12 protein-coding genes are annotated in these 19,108 nt (G+C 46.9%); 10 read left to right on the forward strand and 2 right to left on the reverse strand.

Annotated features, from left to right (window positions below; translation table 11 throughout):
* Position 1: 1 nt before the first annotated feature.
* The 3 genes from dhbA to K6Y31_RS19730 are packed head-to-tail and all read left to right on the forward strand — an operon-like array spanning position 2 to position 9,308.
* Positions 2–757 carry a 2,3-dihydro-2,3-dihydroxybenzoate dehydrogenase gene (gene dhbA, locus K6Y31_RS19720; RefSeq protein ID WP_233054755.1) on the forward strand — a complete coding sequence of 252 codons (756 nt, stop codon included), beginning with the start codon at positions 2–4 and terminating at the stop codon, positions 755–757.
* Positions 758–766: 9 nt separating this feature from the next.
* On the forward strand, positions 767–7,180 hold the full coding sequence (locus tag K6Y31_RS19725; RefSeq protein ID WP_233054756.1) for a non-ribosomal peptide synthetase: 6,414 nt from the start codon (positions 767–769) through the stop codon (positions 7,178–7,180).
* Positions 7,167–9,308, forward strand: a complete 2,142-nt coding sequence (locus tag K6Y31_RS19730; RefSeq protein ID WP_233054757.1) for an amino acid adenylation domain-containing protein — start codon at positions 7,167–7,169, stop codon at positions 9,306–9,308. Before K6Y31_RS19725 ends, K6Y31_RS19730 begins: the two co-directional genes overlap by 14 nt.
* Before the next feature lie 171 nt (positions 9,309–9,479).
* On the opposite strand, the gene K6Y31_RS19735 is transcribed toward K6Y31_RS19730, so the two are convergent.
* Positions 9,480–10,427, reverse strand: coding sequence for an ABC transporter substrate-binding protein (locus K6Y31_RS19735; protein ID WP_233054758.1), 948 nt, complete (start codon positions 10,425–10,427; stop codon positions 9,480–9,482).
* A 189-nt stretch (positions 10,428–10,616) separates the two neighbouring features.
* Between K6Y31_RS19735 and K6Y31_RS19740 the strand changes: the two genes are divergently transcribed.
* Genes K6Y31_RS19740 through K6Y31_RS19750 form a run of 3 tightly spaced genes read left to right on the forward strand, consistent with a single transcriptional unit; the run spans position 10,617 to position 13,537 of the window.
* A complete protein-coding gene (locus K6Y31_RS19740) occupies positions 10,617–11,630 on the forward strand; it encodes a FecCD family ABC transporter permease (RefSeq protein WP_345790275.1) in 1,014 nt (337 codons plus the stop codon).
* A gap of 9 nt (positions 11,631–11,639) precedes the next feature.
* Positions 11,640–12,728 carry a FecCD family ABC transporter permease gene (locus tag K6Y31_RS19745; protein ID WP_345790276.1) on the forward strand — a complete coding sequence of 363 codons (1,089 nt, stop codon included), beginning with the start codon at positions 11,640–11,642 and terminating at the stop codon, positions 12,726–12,728.
* Positions 12,728–13,537, forward strand: a complete 810-nt coding sequence (locus K6Y31_RS19750; protein ID WP_233054759.1) for an ABC transporter ATP-binding protein — start codon at positions 12,728–12,730, stop codon at positions 13,535–13,537. The genes K6Y31_RS19745 and K6Y31_RS19750 overlap by 1 nt, the downstream gene beginning before the upstream one ends.
* 108 nt (positions 13,538–13,645) lie before the next feature.
* Here the strand turns inward: K6Y31_RS19750 and K6Y31_RS19755 are convergent, their stop codons facing one another.
* Entirely contained in the window at positions 13,646–14,458 is an 813-nt protein-coding gene (locus K6Y31_RS19755; protein ID WP_233054760.1) for a siderophore-interacting protein, read from the reverse strand.
* Between the two features lie 402 nt (positions 14,459–14,860).
* Between K6Y31_RS19755 and K6Y31_RS19760 the strand changes: the two genes are divergently transcribed.
* The 4 genes from K6Y31_RS19760 to K6Y31_RS19775 form a co-directional block, all read left to right on the forward strand.
* Entirely contained in the window at positions 14,861–16,372 is a 1,512-nt protein-coding gene (locus K6Y31_RS19760) for a DUF1254 domain-containing protein (protein WP_233054761.1), read from the forward strand.
* Between the two features lie 108 nt (positions 16,373–16,480).
* On the forward strand, positions 16,481–17,347 hold the full coding sequence (locus tag K6Y31_RS19765; protein WP_233054762.1) for an alpha/beta hydrolase: 867 nt from the start codon (positions 16,481–16,483) through the stop codon (positions 17,345–17,347).
* 64 nt (positions 17,348–17,411) lie between these two features.
* Positions 17,412–17,885 carry a trimethoprim-resistant dihydrofolate reductase DfrA gene (gene dfrA, locus K6Y31_RS19770; protein WP_108122820.1) on the forward strand — a complete coding sequence of 158 codons (474 nt, stop codon included), beginning with the start codon at positions 17,412–17,414 and terminating at the stop codon, positions 17,883–17,885.
* Positions 17,886–18,098: 213 nt separating this feature from the next.
* Positions 18,099–19,108 (forward strand): transposase (locus K6Y31_RS19775; RefSeq protein ID WP_233054763.1); only part of this gene is annotated, 1,010 nt, incomplete at its 3' end.

Raw genomic sequence — 19,108 nt, forward strand, 5'->3', positions numbered from 1 at the left:
CATGCAAGAGCAACTGTTTTTAAACAAAGTGGTGTGGGTAACCGGTGCTGCAAAAGGAATTGGCCGAGCGATTGCGCAGCAGTTTGTAGACCAAGGGGCCGAGGTTATTGGATTTGATATTGCCTTTGGCGCAGACAATTATCCTTTTGTCACCCAGCGCGTTGATATCAGTGATGCGGCTGCTGTTACCGCTATGGCACAAAGCGTGCTGGCGCAGCAGCCCCAGCTGGATGTACTGGTTAATGTAGCGGGGATATTACGCTTGGGAGAAGTAGAGCAACTTACGGTGGATGACTGGCAAGCCTGCCTTGACGTGAATGTTTCAGGTCCTTTTTATTTGTTGCAACAAGTGATCCCGACTTTTAAGCGTCAGCATCATGGTGCCATTGTTAATGTCAGCTCTAATGCCGCCCACGTGCCGCGTCAGTTAATGTCGGCATACTGTGCCTCAAAGGCGGCCTTAACCAGTTTATCTCATTGCGTGGCACTTGAGCTTGCGCCTTTTGGTGTGCGCTGCAATTTGGTGTCACCGGGTTCGACGGATACCGACATGCAACGCGCCTTATGGCACAGCCATGATGCCGAGCAGCGCACGATTGAGGGCTTTCCCAGTCAATTTAAACTTGGCATTCCACTTGGAAAAATAGCCAAGCCACAAGACATCGCTGGTGTTGTGCTATTTCTTGCTTCAGAGGCTGCCAACCACGTTACCATGCAAGACATTGTGGTTGACGGTGGCGCTATTTTAAATGCTTAGGACCTTCTCATGACAGACATTATATCGTTGTTAACTGCTTTAGAGCGCCAAGGTGTGCGTTTAATGTTAAACGAACAAGGCCAATTAACCTCGCAATCGAGTAAAGCGGCCATGACCCCAGCAATTGGTCAACAAATAAAAATGAACAAGGACGCCATTGTTGATTGTTTAGCCGCCAAGGGCCGGTTTGAACAGCCAATTAAAGCAACTGGCCAAAGCATTGGGCCACTTTCTTCATCACAAAGTGGCTTATGGTTTATTGAGCAATATGAAGAGAATTCGCACCTTTATAATATGCCCGTGCATTTTCGACTGACTGGCCAGCTGGATGTGGCAGCGTTGCAGTATAGCTTTAATAGCTTAGTGCAAAAGCATGCCAGTTTGCGCACGCGCTTTGTTAAAAATGCCCAAGGTAAAGGTGAGCAACATATAAGTTCATCAGGGGCACTGCAGATTAACCATAAAAACCTGATGCATCTGCCGATAGGTGAACGCGAAGCCAAATTAAAGCAATTAGTGATTGATGATATTAACCAGCCTTTTGCGCTAGCGGCTGGCGAGTTAACACGCGTGACCTTAGTGCAGCTTCAACAAGATGAACATTTGTTGATGCTCACCCAGCATCACATTATTTCTGATGGTTGGTCGGTGAAAAATATGTTCGCGGATCTCAAGCAGGCGTTTCTTGCTTTTCAAAATGGACAAAGGACAAGCCCTGAAGGGGCATTTCCCGCGGTGACACCGACTAAGCTGAACTATCTTGATTATGCTAATTGGTTTAACTCAGCAGATTTTTTAGATTATCACAATCTTCATAAGGCTTTTTGGGTTGAGCGTTTACGTGGCATTCCCGAAGTACACAGTTTGCCATTAGATAAGCCAAGACCTGCCCATCATAATAACGATGGCGCTTTGGTTTTTTCGGCCATTGAGTTGTCGACATGGGAGCGTTTTAAACACTTATGCCAACGTTATAGTACGTCAAATTATATCGGTCTACACAGTGTGTTTTCTTTGTTAATGGCCCGAGTCAGTGCCAATAATGACATTGTTATTGGCACGCCGTTAGCGTATCGAGAGCGGCATGAAATTGAAGATGTCGTCGGTTTTTTCGTCAATACCATCGTACTGCGGACACAAGTACCGGAGCAACAATCCTTTGCCGATTACTTAAAAGCGTGTCGTGAACAAGATCTGGCCGCATTTGACCATCAACTTTATCGTTTTGAAGCCTTAAGTGAAGCGATTGGAGCCGACCGTACCACCGCCATAAACCCCATTTTTCAAATCATGTTGGTGTATCAAGCCAAGGTTGATTTTAATGACTTGATCCCAGGTTGTGGTGCGGTTGAAGAGCCATCGCCAGTGTTGCCGGCTAAAACCGATATTTCCTTAAAGGTGACTGAACTGGTTGATGGTGTGAAACTTGAGTGGCTATACAGCACAGGGATTTTTGAACATCAAATGGTGCAAAATCTAGCTGATACTTTTGTCCGTTTGTTAGAGAGTGTGCTGGCGTCACCCGAACAAGATATCTGGCAATTACCCATCATTGCTAACGACTATGAGCAAAGGGTCGCGGCGCAATTAGCGGCGCTGCCCAGTGACTATCAACGCGCTGGTTTAGGCGACACTTGTTTGGCGCATCATTTGTTTGAGCATGCGGCCCAAAATTATCCTGAGCATCTCGCCGTCAGGTGTCAGGACCAAGCGTTAACTTATGCAGAGCTAGAGCAGCAAGCTAATCAGCTGGCCCATTGGTTACAGCAACAAGGCGTCGGCAAAGAGCAGCGGATAGGGATAGTGGCACTGCGTGATGAGGTATTTCCCATCGCGGCACTGGCCATTTGGAAAGCGGGCGGAGCATATGTCCCCCTTGATCCTGACTACCCGCCAGAGCGCTTAACCCATATTATTAATGATGCTGAGTTAACATTTATCTTGGCGCCGTCAGCAACGTTTGCGCAGCAACATCCTCATTTATCGGCCACAATTATTGACTTATCTGGTCCTGAATCACGGGCGGCGATTGCACTTTGTCCCGCCACATCGGTTGAGTTATCCAGTCCGCAGTTGGCTCAGCCCAATCAACTCGCCTATGTCATCTACACTTCGGGTTCAACTGGTTTGCCTAAAGGCGTGATGGTTGAACATGGCGCTTTTGTTAATTTGATGCAAGACCATTTGCAGCGTTTGCAAATCAACGCAGAAAGCGTGATGTTTAACTGTATGTCACTGTCTTTTGATGCCGGCAATATGACCGCTATGTTGCCATTAATGGCGGGGGCTACACTGGCTTTTGGTGAGCCAAATGAACGGCTTTTAACCCACAGTGAAACACTCAAAGCCACGCACATGATTATTTCTACGGCCTTGTTTGCTGCTTTGCCGGTGCAACCGCTAAGTTATTTACGTGTTGTCGCTATTGGGGGCGAGGCGTGCCCAACTAAGCTGGTGGATAATTGGGCCAGCCAACTGACATTGCATAATATGTATGGCCCTACCGAATTTACGGTAACAGCCTTAGTGCAACCTTTGCTTAAAGGCGCGCCTGTTACTATCGGTCACTCGATACAACATTGCGCAGCTGTGGTACTGGATGGTTGCGGTAACCTTTGCGCTCAAGGTGTGCCCGGTGAGTTATGTCTTGCCGGCATAGGGCTAGCGCGAGGCTACTTAAATCAACCTGAGTTAACGGAACGTGTTTTTACCGAGCAATGGGTAGCTGGTCAGCGTGTGCGTTTATATCACACTGGCGATAAGGCACGCGTGCGTCACAATGGTGAAGTAGAGTTTATGGGGCGGCTCGATCAGCAAGTTAAACTAAGGGGCTACCGTATTGAGCTGGGGGAGATTGAATCTCAGCTGGCCCAAGTTGCGCCATATATTCAGCAAGTTAAAGCCTTAGTGGTTGAGCAAGGTAACAATCCAATATTGGTGGCGTACGCCAGTTGCAAAGCCAATGCCCAGCGCGCGCCAAGCAGCGATATTTTACGTGCGGTTGCGGCAAAATTACCTGAGTACATGGTGCCCGTGCATTTGATGTTTGTTGACACTATGCCATTAAACCCAAATGGTAAAGTGGACGTGACGGCGTTGCCGGCATTGACCATCCGCCAAGGTGCGAACGATGAGCCAGCATCTGAGTCAGAGCGTCAGGTGTTGGATCTTTGGCGCAAAATATTAAATTGTGACTGCGGAGTGGAAGATGACTTTTTCCGCCTAGGTGGCGACTCGATTTTAAGCATTCAACTGACGACGCAATTACGGGCTGCGGGCTTTGAATGTTCAGTTAAAGATGTATTTGAAAGTAAAACGGTGCGCCGACTGTGTCAGCATTTACAGCAACAACAAACCGAGCTAATGACGATTGATGCAGAAACGGGTGTATTGACGGGTGAGTTTCCTATTTTACCGATCCAAGCTTGGTTTAATGAGCAAGCTTATGTTGAACCAAATCACTGGAATCAAGCGGTTATCTTAGAGATTCCAGACCTTAACGACAGCGAGCTTAGCGCTATGATGGAGCAGCTTATGTTGCATCATGATGCCCTTCGTTTAAGCTTGTCTGCTGGCATGGGAGGAGAGACGCAACGATACAGCGACTTACCGGTAATACCGCCGCTGACACAGCTAAACGCGAGCCAGTTGAGTGAGTCGGAGTTATATGACGCGCTTACTCAGTTACAAGGGGAAATGGATTACTCCCAAGGTAAGGTGTTGGCATGGGCGCGTATTAGTGGTCACCCTTTGGCGCAACATGGTTTATTTTTAGCTTTTCATCATTGGGTTATTGATGCCGTCTCTTGGCGAATCATTAGTGAAGACCTCAGGGCATTAGCCCAAGGCCATCGTTTACCTGCAAAAACATCCAGTTTGCGCCAGTGGGGCGAAGGGTTGGCAAATTATGCCGCGAGTAATGAAAGTCAATTTGATTACTGGCTAGGTCAATCTCAAGGCGTCGACTATCAAGACTTGCGCACCCATGCTGCGCTGCCATCTTTGCGTCAAGCGGTTAAATTGTCGCTGTCAAAAGCACAAACACAAGACTTGATCCATCACTGCCATCAGGCCTTTAACACCGAAGTGAATGACTTACTGATTGCGGCCTTAACGAAAACGTTAACGGACATGGGCTGGGGCGAAAATCACATCATTATGCTTGAGGGCCATGGCCGAGAAGCCATTGCCGAGCGGCTGGATGTGAGTCGCACTGTGGGTTGGTTTACCAGCACTTATCCGGTGAAAATGAAAGCTGATACAGAGTTATCTCGCTTGATCAAGCAATGTAAAGAGCAGGTACGCAGTGTGCCGCTAAAAGGTGTCGGCTTTAATGCATTTCGCCAGTTCCATCCCGAGGGAAAGCGGCTAACTATATCACCCATTGTGTTTAATTACTTGGGCTTGCAAACCCAGCAGCAAGGTCAATGGCGGCCATTACCGATTGAGCCCGGACAAGTGATGTCGGCTTTAAATCAACCTGCTGAACTGATTAGTTTACATGGCGGCATTATTAATGGTCAGTTAACGTTACGACAAGTGGGCGCGCTAGCTTATCCACTGAGTCAAAGGTTTATGGGGCAGTTAACAGACAATATTTTGGCGTTAATAAGCCACTGCCAACAGGTGTACAAGAAAGTTGGTGAGCAAAAAACCTGCAGTGACTATCCTCTGGTGAAACTAAGCCAAGGGTACCTTGAGCAACTGCAAGCACAACAAAATATAGCGATGCTATTACCCGCTTCCTCGTTGCAGCAAAGCATGTGGGCGCATAGGCAACGTTGTCCAAATGACGATGCCTATCATTTACAAACGCCAATAACATACCGTCAACGTTTAAATATTAACGCCTACCAACAAGCTTGGCTGTCGGCAATAGCACGTTTTCCGGCGCTGCGGGTGGTGTTAATAGAAGGGGATGGTGGCAAAGAGCACACGCCATTAATACAACTGGTTCGGGCTTATTCTGATCATTTAACCTTACCTATATCTGTCACTGATTTGTGCCAAAGTGAGGATCCGGCGCGCATTATTTCAAGTTATAAAGCCGATGATTTAGCGCGTGGTTTTAATTTAAGCCAAGGCCCACTGCTGCGTATCGCGGTGTTTAAGCTTAGCCAGCAAGAGTTTGAGGTGGTGTTTAGTTGTCATCACGCCATTATTGACGGCTGGAGCGGGCCACGCTTATTTGCCGCTGTGCATCAAGCTTATGCCAATATAATGAGATCGGCGGCGACAGAATTAAGCAAAGGCGATCAGGTATTAACTAGCGTGGAGCCTGATCATGCGTACCTTGAACAGGCCGCATACGGTGTTAAACAGGCCGCTAGGGTGGCTACTTACTGGCAGGAAAAGGGTGTTGAGCAACAGTTTGCAAATGATTTAACCGGATTGTTTGAAAGTGATTTTAGTGCTGTAACGCAACAATCGCCAGCAGTGGTGCGTCAATCATTGAATGTTGAGCAGCAAGCGCAACTGGCATTACTTGCCCAAAAAGTCGGCGTAACCACTAGTGTGGTGGTGCAATATGCTTGGCATAGATTAATTGCGCGCATGACTGGCGCGTTAACCACGATAGTGGGCAATGTCACTTCTGGTCGAGATCTACCTGTTGACCGTATTGGTGAAAGTGTTGGTTTATATATTAATAGTTTACCTTTGATCCTCAGTTGGCCTGACGGTAATGAGGTGAGTGCAATTACCTTAGGCGATCATATTACGCAGTTGCAAACTGAGCTTATGTCAGTAAACCAGCACGCGACTCAGTCTTTAATCGGCCTGCAGCGAGGTCGTGGGCGGTTATTTCAAAGCTTATTTGTTTATGAAAATTACCCGCGTCCAAGTGCTAAACGCGATCAAAATAGCGCCTCAGACGAGCTATTACAGCCAGAGTTTGGGGCGGCTTATGAGAAGGTTGAGTTTCCTCTTAATTTGGTGGTGTCTGAAATGTCAGGGGTAACACAGTTACGCTTTGAGTTTGACCGTCATCAAATTGAGCCTACGCGCGCAGAATATGTGTTATCGCTTTGGCTGGCTGAATTAAATGAGGTTATCGCACAAGACTGGCAAACGCCTGTGACTGTGCTTGTGTCTGGTGATGGCAGCAGACAAACAACTACCTCAAACAGCGATACTTCATTGGCATTTTCGCCAAGCTCAGCCACCGCTCAGCAAGTGCTGTCGCTGTGGTGTGATGTTGCTGGTTTGCCGTTATCAGAGCGTTACTGGCAGTGGCCCTTATCAGAGTGTGCGATTGACTCTCTTAATGTGATCCGATTAGCGGCGCGTTTGTCTGAGCGATTTGCGGCTGAGGTTTCAATTTCCGAGGTATATCAATACCCGACGCCAGCTGCCATGACGGATTATTTAATGTCGCACTTACTTGAAAATCATCGTCAGGGAGGTTGTTATGAACCCGCTTGATGACTTTTCACCGCCGTTATCGTTAGCAAATAAGTGGCTTAGCCAAGATTCGGGGGAAGCGTCTATCGCTTCGCGGTCATTAGCAGCAGTATTTGAACCCCTTTGCTTTGTCTGCAATCAGTATCAGGTCAGCTTAGAAACCCTGTGTTTAGCTACTTGGGGCTGGTTGCAGCAACAATATAGTGGCGAGACGGAGGTAACCATTGCCGTTCAACAAGGATCGGTCACCTGTGGTTTGCTGCTATCTATGCCCACGACAGCGGATCAGACTATTGCTAGCTGGCTGCAACATATTCAACGCCAGTGGGCTCAGGCAGGCGATGAAAATGTGTGTCAGCAACAGGGGCAAGAGAATGACCTTGCTCTTTGCCATAGTTTGCTGACTTTTGAGCCGCTCACAGTTAAACATTGTGCTGAGTTAAAAGCATATTGTCAGCTTGAACAGCAGCAATTAACCTTGCAAATCACCTCATCAATGGGGCTATTTAATGGCGATCAACTTAACTCGATGATGCAAGCTTGGTATCAATTACTGGCTGGAATTGCGGCGCAAGATTGGCGCTCGCCGACTGATTTTTGTTTGGCTCAGTGGTCCAACTTAGCCACCCCGATAGTACATAAGAGCCTAAATGAATCACTGCTTGCAAGCATGACGGTGGCCGCGCAGCAAAATAGCGTAGCCTTATATTACAACGGCGAAGCCATGCGTTATTGTGAGTTGCTAAGCTTAGTGGCTGCGCAGCAAGCTTGTTTAATGGCTCATGGCTTGCAGCAAGGTGACAAAGTGGGGCTGTATCTGCATCGTGGGCCGGAGATGGTAGGGTGCATGTTGGCTTGCCTTTTTTCAGGCATTGCTTTTGTGCCACTTGAGCCGCAGTTTCCGAAACAGCGACTTGCCACCATTGCCAAAGAGGCGCGTTTAAATTGCGTGTGGTCAACCACCGAATTAGCCAGTTGTATCGATTTTGTTTGTCCGGTGATCCCATTAGCGCCAACCGAGCGAGTGAATGCAGATGCCACCGCGCAGGGGAGTGAAATGGCACCTGATGTTGCACTCACTTTGGCTGAGGATACCTTAGCCTATATGATGTTTACATCGGGCTCTACGGGCAAGCCCAAAGGCGTGATGATTAATCATCACGCGCTCAATACTTTTCTCGCCGCGGCGAATGAGCGCCTTCAGTTAGATCAAGATACGGTGTGGTTACTGATAACCACAATGGCCTTTGATATTTCTATGCTAGAGATTTTTGCTCCATTGCTAGCGGGAGCGACGTTAGTGATTGCCAATAGCGAGGAGAATACTGATCCCCTTGCCATTTGCCGTTATTTAGAAGCGCCTGCAGCCCAGCAACCCATTATTAATGTGTTACAAGCGACGCCCGCTTTTTGGCGTATGTTGTTGCAAGTTGGTTGGCGGGGCAGTGCTCAATTAACCGCGTTGTGTGGTGGCGAGGCATTGGATGCAACACTGGCGACGAAGCTTCTCTCGCGCACGGCCACTTTGTGGAATTGCTATGGCCCAACTGAAGCGACGGTGTGGTCGATGATGCGCGAAGTGAGCCATGGCATTGATCTTAAAATAGGCCATTCTCTGGCTGGTTACTCTCATCAAGTGCTTGATGTTAATGATAACCCAGTTGCCATGAACATGGTGGGGGAGCTGTGTATTCAAGGTGCGGCGTTAAGCGATGGTTACTGGCAACGCGATAGTTTAAACAAAGAGAAATTTGTGGTGCTAGCTGCAACCGGGGGACGTTATTATCGCACGGGTGATAAAGTGCGACGACTAGGCAGCGATAGTTTTCAATACTTAGGTCGCTTTGATGATCAAGTAAAATTACGCGGTTTTCGAATTGAACTGGGGGAAATTGAAGCCCAGCTAAAACGGCTTAAACGGGTGAATAATGCCGTGGTCAAACTGCAAGGGCAAGCGTCTGAGGCTTGTTTGGTCGCGTATATTGAAACCAGTGGTGGGCAGCCCATTCCTCGGCTGATGATCCGTAAGGAACTAGCAAAATGGTTACCCAAATATATGTTACCCAGTAAGTTTGTGTTTTTAGCGCAATTGCCTAAGACAGGTAGCGGAAAAATAGACAGAAAACAGCTAAACCTAAATTTGGTTTAAGTATTTTGCGTTTGCCGTTGCTGCGTTGGGAATTATTTCGCTTATCTAGCATTCGGGTTATTTAGTATGGCTGGGGAGGTAACCCAGCCATAGCCGAACAAACGGTTTGAGCCGCGTCAATTAGGCAGTAGCTGAGCACAAGCTAATCACCCAATGAACGGCGTTTTAGCGTTACGGCTCAAGAGTGCGAGCTAGTGGTGTAGCAGTGGGCTGATTAACTAAGTTAACAATATCTTTTAATACACTCAGCGCTGCCAAAGGGCCGCCAACAGAAGTCCATAATGAGCCATCTACCGCGGCGTAACGCTGCGCTTGAATCACCTGTAGTTGCTTAAAAGCAGGCGTCGATTTGGCTTGCTCCATGGCATCAACGGCCTCGCCATTAGTACTCAGTGTCCCAATCACCATCCAGTCGCCTTCTAAATGATGAAGGGCTTCTAGACTTAAAGATTGTGAATGAGTATGGCCTTTGTCTTGCTGGTGGGGAGGACGCACCATGCCAGCGTCATAGATCACTTGGCTTGCGAACGAGTCGCGGAACATGTAAGCAGGACCTTTTGGGTTCCAACGCACCACACTGATACTTTGGCCAAGCTTATCGCCAATAGCGGCTTTGGCGTCGGTTACGGCTTGGTTGTAGCGAGTCATAAATGCACTTGCTTGTTCGTTTCTGTTTAAAATATTAGCCGTGCGAGTAAAAACGTTTTGCCAGTTTTCCCCGTAGCTAAAGGTCACCACCGTTGGGGCTATTTCATTTAAAAGGGCAATTACTTCCGGGCGATTAGGCATGGTTAAGATCAAATCAGGCTCAAGCTCTAATATGGCCTCCATGTTAGGTCGATTTAGATCGCCAACAATTTGGATCGGGCCTGCTATTTCTGACATCAGGTAGCGAGGCAAGGTTTGCTGGCCGCGGCCATTCACGGTGCCGATTGGCGTCATGCCCAGCGCAATAGTCGCATCAAGGTCAATTTCACTTAAAGTGATCACGCGCAGTGGCGTTTCAGGCACGATAACTTCATTGCCTTGAGCATCCTTTACCACTCGAGTCGCCTCGGCAGATGCAGTTATTGATGTAAAAATCAGCGCTAAAGCAAGCGCAGCATGACGAAAAAGCATAACCATTCCTTCTTGATAGTCGTGTAAAACGGGAGTGATGATACTACATGATAAAGGTACTGATAACTATTACTATTAAGACTACTAAATGTATTTCAGTGCTGATATTATGTGCGCCGTTAAAGTAGGTAGCTACCTGAGACTGGGTAAGCCGCGTTGAAGCTGGTTAAGAATATTGGAGTGGTCATAGTGACAAAACATCACTGGATTTGGCTAGGGGCAGGACTGGCGAGTGTGCTATTGCTTGCCGCGACATCGGTGTCGGTTGGTGCTGGGCAATATGGCTTTACGGATGCGTTTAAATACCTCGTATTAGGCGAAAGAAGCCAAGATCAACAACTTGCTATGGTGATGGACACCTTACGCTTACCACGTACTTTATGCGCTGTGATAGTGGGAGTCAGCTTATCTCTGGCCGCGTCATTGCTACAAAGTGCAACGCGTAACCCGTTAGCAGAGCCCGGTTTATTGGGCGTTAATGCCGGTGCGGTACTCGGCCTTGTCACCGGACTCACTTATTTCGGGGTTGAATCAGCCCATGGCTATTTAGTTTGGTCAGGAGTGGGTGCGTTTGTTGGCAATGGGGTTGTGTTGCTTATTGGCCATTTATTGGGTAATTCGAGCCCGTTAAAACTGATTTTAGTGGGGGTTGCATTGAGCGCTACTTTTGGCGGTCTGTCGAACTACATTTTATTGTCCAACAACGTGGTGTTGGATCAATTTAGGTTTTGGAATTTAGGCTCATTAGCAGCAGCGGATATGCAAGCCATGCTGATGATCATGCCTTTTATGCTGGTCGCCATGGTTATCACCATTATTTTGGCGCGTAAGCTGACACTCATGCAACTTGGTGAGCATCAGGCTAAGTCCTTGGGCATTGATACTGGTTGGGTGCGTATTGGGGTGTTGATTGCATCAACTATTTTCACCGCTTGCGCCATTTCGGTAGCCGGCCCGATTAGTTTCGTGGGCTTTCTAGCGGCCTATTGTGCGCGCATGGTTGAGCCTGTTACTTTGTCTAAACAAGTCATGTTTTCTGCTTTGTTTGGTATTACTTTTCTATTTATTGCAGATATTTTAGCGCGCTGGTTGATCCAACCTTTTGAAATGCCAAATGGCGTGATATTAGCACTGATTGGTGCGCCTGTTCTTATTGCGGTGGTGCATCGCGGTGGGTTTCGATCGTTACTGGCGGTTAAATAAGGAATTGCTGTGTCTTTAACTTCATTCGCAAAAACCAAGGTTTCGCCCCCACTTCATGGTGCTGCTATACCCACTGGTAAATGGCTTTTTACTTGGCGCCGTCACAGTTTGTTGCTGGAAAAGCGTGCCGTGTGCATCGGGTTGCTTTTGCTGCTCGCTTTGATGATCTTGTCGGTAATTTCCATCAGTGTTGGCTCTGCTAAGCTGACGCCTTGGCTAGCGCTGCAAGCAATATTTGGTGACACCAGTCGTTTAATCGAAATCATGGTATTTAAAATACGTTTACCCAGAGTGGTTGCGGTGTTGACTGCCGGCGCGGCAATGGGCCTAGCGGGGTGCTTGATCCAATCATTGGTCAGAAACCGCTTAGCTACCCCAGATATGATAGGGGTAAATGAAGGCGCGACGCTGGCCATTACCTTTTTTACACTTTATATCACCATGGGGTCGTGGCCTTGGTGGATAGCGCCAATAGGTGCCATGTTCGCGGCGTTGATATTATATTTTTTATGTAAAAACCCCGGTGAGCAGGGCTATTTATTTGTTGTTATTGGCATTGGTGTTTCAGAATTAATGCGCGCCTTGGGCGAGTTTTTGATGTCGACAGAATCAATTGTCCATGTCAGCGCGGTGTACATGTGGACGATGGGGAATTTTGTTGGTCAAGGTTACAGTACCAGCTTACCCGTTGCGGCTATTTTATTGGCCCTTTGTCCTTTAGTCATGTATTTCTCACGGCAGTTAAATGTACTTCGGTTAGGCGTGGACACAGCGCAAAGCTTAGGTGTTAACGTTGATAGGGTGCAATTGGCCATTTTAATGCTGGCCATTATGATTGCCGCATTGGGCACGGCCATTGGTGGTCCCGTGGTATTTATTGCCATGGCGGCACCAATTATCGCTTCTTACTTATTAAAAGACCGCATTGTTCCATTATGGTGCGCAGCTATTTTGGGCGCCTTGCTGTTACTGTGCAGTGACACCTTTGTACGAGTGTTAGCGGATCCCCACGAGGTTGCTACGGGGATCATGACACGGATTTTAGGCGGAGTGATGTTATTAATCTTTTTATTGCGTGATAAAGGAAGGGCTGACTAATGGCATTATTGTCTGTTAACGGAATAAATTTTTGCTATGAAAGTAAGGCTGTGATTAAGGATGTTTCAATTACCTTAAGTGCCGGCTCTTTAGTGGGTATTGTTGGACCAAATGGCGGCGGGAAGTCAACCCTAATCAAGTTATTGGCGAAGCAAATGATGCCGACAGCAGGTGAAATTGTGTTAAAACAACAGCCGTTGTCAAACTACACGATGAAGCAACTGGCTAAGCATATCGCTTATTTACCACAACACCCAACAATCCCGGCGGGCATCACGGTAGAGCAATTGGTGCAATATGGGCGACATCCTCATCAAAGCTGGTTTAGGCAGTGGAGTGAGCAAGATGCTGAGCAAGTTGCCAAGGCGATCCAATTAATGAATCTAGAAAGCATTCTTGATCAGTCAGTTGCTAGTTTATCTGGCGGTCAACGTCAACGCGCTTGGTTAGCGATGATCCTTGCCCAAGACACCGATATCATCCTGTTGGATGAGCCAACCAGTGCGCTAGATATAGGCCATCAAATTGAGGTACTAGAAAGTATTAGCGAAATGGTGAGTGCAGGTAAAACGGTGGTCTTAGTGATCCATGATTTAGCCGCGGCTGCCCGCTATTGCGATGAGCTGATCGCGATTGGTGAAGGCAAGGTGATAGCATCAGGCCCGGTAAATGACGTTATCACAAAAAGCTTGATTGACTCGCTTTACAAAACTGATGTGGATATTATGCAAGCGCCATTTGATCATGCCCCTGTTATTGTACCGCGCCGGAAAAAGAGCAACGTTGTTGACTTAAAACGGTTAGGCTAGGGGCGAGTCAGCACATTTTCATCCCTGAACACGAAGTTTTGCTAACCCTCAGAGGGAATCGGGAGATCGATTGATGCATCCCGATAGCGATGTCTTCACATAGAGAAATCAGTTTTCTAATACATCATGTCGGCGTTGGTGGTAGGCATCTTCACTTTGGCCATTACGCCAATAGGGAATGGCATAAACCTGAGTGCGCTCAATATCTAAATGGCGACGAACATGGCGACGTAAGCCCACCACAATCGTTTCTTCGCCGCCAAACCAAAAATAGCTATCTTCACTTTGCAATGTTTGCTCGATGAAACTTTGGATCAACCTATCACTTTGTGCCGGCTGACCAACAAACCAGCGAACAGTGACGCCTGTGGGTACCGCTAAATCATCGATATCAGTCTTACTTGGCACTAATAGCGCAATATAACCCTGACTAGTGGACGGCATATCGGCAATCATCGCACTGATGGCGGGAAGGGCCGTTAAGTCCCCTGCCATGTAGTAATAACGAGCGGGTTTTAACATTGGCTCGGGGCCACCTGGGGGCGAAATCCCAAGCACATCGCCAATTTTAACGTGGGTGGCAAAGCGGGTTGCTGGGCCAAGATCGCCGTGCAGCGCGAAGTCAATCTCAATCTCTTGCTCTGCTTCGCGAAATGCACGAATAGAGAAAGTGCGTAAGATAGGCTTATCTTTATCTGACTCCCAGCGTGGTCCTTTGCTGGTCATGGTCGGTAATATTGGCTCTAATTGATGTGGCTGAGGCAGCATAATTTTTATGTGCGCACCATTACATTGAAACGGGTAGCTAGCCAATGCGGGGCCAGTAAAACAAATGCGGCGTAAATGGGGACTAATATCGCGAACAGACTTCACTGTAACAAGTATCGGTTGGCGGATCTTAGTTGACGGTTGTTGCGGCATAAATGCATCCTAAAAAGTAAATGAGATGTATTACTATTTTCAATTATACGGAAAGCAGTTAATTATAAAAGTAGAATTTACAATGCGCGTTGAGAATGTCGGTATCGGTGGATAATTGAATTTGATTAGTAACAAACATGTTTTGAGCAAAATGAGTTAATACTTGTCGCATAACATTGTTAGTCGCCGTTTTGTCGGAATATGACAGCGAAAGCGCAACGTAATCTATAATTGATTGTTTACTATATATAAAAATGATGTAAATATTGTGGATATGTTTTAGACGCCGTTTTGGGGCGCTTTATCACCCCATTATGGGATCTAATAAGCTGTTAGCTGACTGAATCTGTAATATTTCATCGATTGTTTTAATGGTTTTGGGTAACCAAGGGAAATACAACTATGAAGAAGTTCAACCCACTTACATTGTTTTTTACATCTGCTGTGCTCGCTTTATCAGCCTTGTCGACGGTTCAGGCTGAAGTATCGCCGGAAACGCTGGAATCAATATCGATACCCGACAGAGTTAAGACACCTATCGGTAAACTGGAATTCTTCGATGGTGTGCCGAGCGATGCCACGATCGACAAGCTTTATGACAACCTCGACCGGATGCGAGCTGTAGAAGTTTACCTGAACAACCAGGGTGCCGGATCGTTGAATGCAATGCGGGCTGGCAATGCGAGTATTGGCGCGAATCGTTCAAACGTGGTGCCTATCTCCGAACAGCTACTCAAGCCTGAATCCCTGTACCTGACCGGCAACACGTCTACTCTGTATGCCGTCAATTATCTCGACCTGAAGACCGACGGGCCACTGGTCGTCGAACTACCTCCGGGCATGCTTGGGTTCCTCGACGATGCTTGGTTCAGGTTCGTCAGCAATCTTGGTGCGATCGGCCCTGACCGCGGCAAAGGTGGCAAGTATCTGATATTGCCCCCGGACTACGCTGGGCCGGAACCGGCAGGCTACTTCATCGTGAAACCACGCACCTACAATAACCTGATGTTCTTGCGTGGCTCGATCAAGGACGGGCTAGCGCCTGCCGTGCAGAACATCAAATCAAAGCTCAAGATTTACTCGCTTACAGAAGCGGATAATCCCCCCGAGACTGAGTTCGTAAACTTTTCCGGCATGAGCTACAGCACGATCGTGAGTAATGACATTAGCTTTTACGAGGAGCTCAACAAGCTCGTACAAGTGGAGCCGATCGATGCCATCGGAGCAGAGATGCGCGGTCAACTGGCGGCTATAGGCATTGTCAAAGGCAAGCCGTTTAAGCCCGACGCACGCATGACCAAGCTGCTGAACGAAGCCGCGATGATTGGCAGTGCCACCGCGCGCGCTATCACTTACCAGCCGCGCATAGACGGCGTGTTTATTTATCCCGATACCGACAGCTCCTGGACGATGGCGTATGCAAACAAGAACACGTCGTTCGAGGAGGAAGGCGCAATGGGCCTGGATGCGCGGGTATTGTTCTATTTCAATGCGACTGGCGTAACGCCGGCCATGGCGACAACTCATGTCGGCGCCGGTTCCGACTATGCCCTGGCATACCTGGATGCGAACAAGAAAGCATTCGACGGCTCAAAGACCTACAAGCTTCACCTACCGCCGAATGTTCCTGTCAATGACTTCTGGGCAGTGACGCTGTATGACACGCAGACGCGTTCGCTGCTACAGACCAGCCAGATGTTTCCGACGGTTGGCAGCCAAAGCGATGGCTTCCAGAAAAATGCCGACGGCTCCTACGATGTCTATTTCGGGCCGAAAGCACCAAAAGGAAAAGAGTCGAACTGGCTGCAGACCGTACCGGGCAAGAGTTGGTTCACCATCTTACGCATGTATGGCCCTCTGGAACCCTGGATCAACAAAACCTGGCGCCCTGGTGAAATCGAGAGGACTGAGTGAGCTGGATCAGCTAACAAACACATGCAGCTGGACAACAAACCGCTATGCGGTTTGTTGTCCTCTGATGTGAAGCGTTAGCTGTGGTTAACCTTCACACATTTAAGGAAAATGATGTTTTTTAAGTTTATTAAGTTGGCTTTTGCTGTTGTTATTTTTTTCTCTGCGTCGCTAAGTGCCAAGGAAAGCACCGAATTTGAAATTCGAAATACGCATACCCTGAAAATAAAATCTGAAGTAAGCGGATTGGAGTACGAACTGTATATCCGCCTGCCTAACGATTACTCAGAAAATAACAAAAAATACCCGTTGGTATTATTAAATGACACAGGTTATTCAGTTGCAGTGGCGAGCGGCATTGTGCATCTGATGGCTGGCCGGGATATCGAGGATGTCATTATTGTCGGGATTTCATATTCCAAAGGGCATAACCCTTTGCTTAGTCGCACAAGAGACTACACACCAACATATGCCCCAAATGAAAAAAGGGGACATTCGCTCGAAGTTCAAAAGTATTCAGGTAAAGCCAGTCAGTACATTAGTTTCATATCAGACGAGGTTTTCCCCCTGATTAATCAAACATATCGAATCAGACAGGATAAAAAAATATTTGTTGGTCATTCATATGGCGGTTTGCTTGGCGCCAACATCTTGATCACTAATTCCGAACTATTTGACTACTACATCTTAGGCAGTCCATCGTTTTGGTATGACAACAAAGTGATGTTTCGGCTGGAAAGTGACTTTGCAAAAAATAATAAGGCCATGAAAGCAAGTGTATTCATGTACATCGGTAGTGAAGAAGGTAGTATGGTAGAGGAAATGCTGGCATTCGAGAATCAGTTAAAATCACGCGATTATCAAGGTTTAAGCATCCAATCCAAAGTATTGTCGGGATTGACTCATCACAGTGCTTTTGCAGTGTTGTTAACGGATGGCCTTCAAAAAGCTGTTCCAAGACAAAGCAAAGGCAGCTAACAAATTTAGCCAGCGGATGCCTAACGGCACCGCTGCTAAAAGCGTTAGCCCTCATTGGAGTCGCATGAAATTATCATTAATCGCTGCTGTTTCTGAAAACGGCGTTATAGGTTCAGGACTGGATATCCCTTGGTCAGTAAAAGGTGAGCAGTTATTGTTTAAAGCTATGACATACAATCAATGGTTAATTGTTGGTAGAAAGACTTTCGAGTCTATGGGTAAATTGCCAAATAGAAAATATGCAGTAATTACTCGTTCTGAAACAAAGTCCGAAGATAGCGATGTTTTCTATTTCTCTTCTATTGATAATGCATTATCTACTCTGAAAAATATTACTGATCATGCATTTGTGTCGGGCGGTGGCGAAATATACAAAGCACTTATCAATCGAGCTGAAACACTTCATATATCAACAGTTCATAGTGAAATTGAAGGTGATATATTTTTCCCTAATGTACCAAAGGGCTACCATAATGTGTTTGAACAACGATTTAAATCAAACTTAGATTACACGTATCGCATTTGGCAAAAGGGCTAACAAGGCAATTAAACGGAACTAAAACAGTGGGTTACGTTTCGCTTCGCTACACATTTTAACCCACTGTTTTAGTCCGCTTATTGCGGCGTTGAGGCTGTAGAATTTCTCTTTTTAGGGGCTAATACGCCCGATTTTCAAGTTGGTCGTTTTTTAACCTTGAACCATCTTTCATGCTGTGATCTAATCAATATTATTCACCTGCGACTCATTGTTATGGCCAACTACAAGCCTGACTTATCCTGCCAAAACAAATTCATTCCTATCAATTTTGCTGAGCAAATTCTGCCGGGCACATTTGAGTATGCGCTTTGTTATATCGTCGAAAACAAGCTCGATTTATCCGGGTTTGATGCATGGTATAACAACGAAAAATCAGGTGCCGCGGCTTACCCACTTGCAGTGATGTTAAAGATTATTCTATTGGGTTATGCCCATGGTTTTATCAGTAGCCGCCGCATTGCAAAGGCCTGTGAAACGAATATTTTATTTATGAGCGTCTCCGGTGATATTCAGCCGCATTACACGACTATCGCTGGGTTTGTTGCAAAAATGCACGAGCAAATTGAGCCGCTATTTACACAAGTGCTGCTGATATGTGATGAAGAAGGTTTGATAGGTCGTAACATGTTTGCGATTGATGGCTGCAAGTTAAAATCAAACGCGAGTAAGGAATGGAGTGGCACGTTCGACGAATTAGGGCGAAAAAAAGCGAAATTAGCGCGTGCCAGTCAACGCATCATCGAGCGCCATCAATGCCAAGATAATCTAAGTGAAGAGTTGATAACGCAGGACTTAAAGCAAAAAGAAAAACTGGATAAGAGCATCGAAAAAATCGCTGAATTTCTCGCGACTCACCAAGAAAAAACCGGCAGCAAAGGCAAGCCAGTTAAAAGCAATATCACCGACCCCGATAGCGCGAAGATGACCACATCCAAAGGCACTATCCAAGGCTACAACGGGATAGCGATAAACGATGATAAACACCAAATTATCCTGCAAGCACAAGTGTGGGGCTCGGTTGGTGAACAACAAACTTTGCAACCCGCGGTGACGCAATTAAAGCAACAGCTTAATAAGCTCCGCTCCCCTCACGGCGCCACCGACAACACCATCAAGTTTACCGCAGATAGTGGGTTTAACAGTGAAGCAAACTTAGCGTTTATGGCACAAAGCGGGTTTGATACCTACATCGCAGATAACCAATTTAGAAAGCGAAACCCACT

Source organism: Motilimonas cestriensis (assembly GCF_021295315.1).
In the GTDB taxonomy this organism is placed as follows: domain Bacteria; phylum Pseudomonadota; class Gammaproteobacteria; order Enterobacterales; family CBDFNC01; genus Motilimonas; species Motilimonas cestriensis.

Excerpts from the sequence above, each read along its gene's own strand:
- K6Y31_RS19760 (WP_233054761.1), top strand. The coding sequence starts at position 14,861 with ATGAAGAAGTTCAACCCACTTACATTGTTTTTTACATCTGCTGTGCTC.
- K6Y31_RS19730 (WP_233054757.1), top strand. The coding sequence starts at position 7,167 with ATGAACCCGCTTGATGACTTTTCACCGCCGTTATCGTTAGCAAATAAG.
- K6Y31_RS19765 (WP_233054762.1), top strand. The coding sequence starts at position 16,481 with ATGATGTTTTTTAAGTTTATTAAGTTGGCTTTTGCTGTTGTTATTTTT.
- K6Y31_RS19750 (WP_233054759.1), top strand. The coding sequence starts at position 12,728 with ATGGCATTATTGTCTGTTAACGGAATAAATTTTTGCTATGAAAGTAAG.
- K6Y31_RS19735 (WP_233054758.1), bottom strand. The coding sequence starts at position 10,427 with ATGCTTTTTCGTCATGCTGCGCTTGCTTTAGCGCTGATTTTTACATCA.
- K6Y31_RS19725 (WP_233054756.1), top strand. The coding sequence starts at position 767 with ATGACAGACATTATATCGTTGTTAACTGCTTTAGAGCGCCAAGGTGTG.
- dhbA (WP_233054755.1), top strand. The coding sequence starts at position 2 with ATGCAAGAGCAACTGTTTTTAAACAAAGTGGTGTGGGTAACCGGTGCT.
- dfrA (WP_108122820.1), top strand. The coding sequence starts at position 17,412 with ATGAAATTATCATTAATCGCTGCTGTTTCTGAAAACGGCGTTATAGGT.
- K6Y31_RS19755 (WP_233054760.1), bottom strand. The coding sequence starts at position 14,458 with ATGCCGCAACAACCGTCAACTAAGATCCGCCAACCGATACTTGTTACA.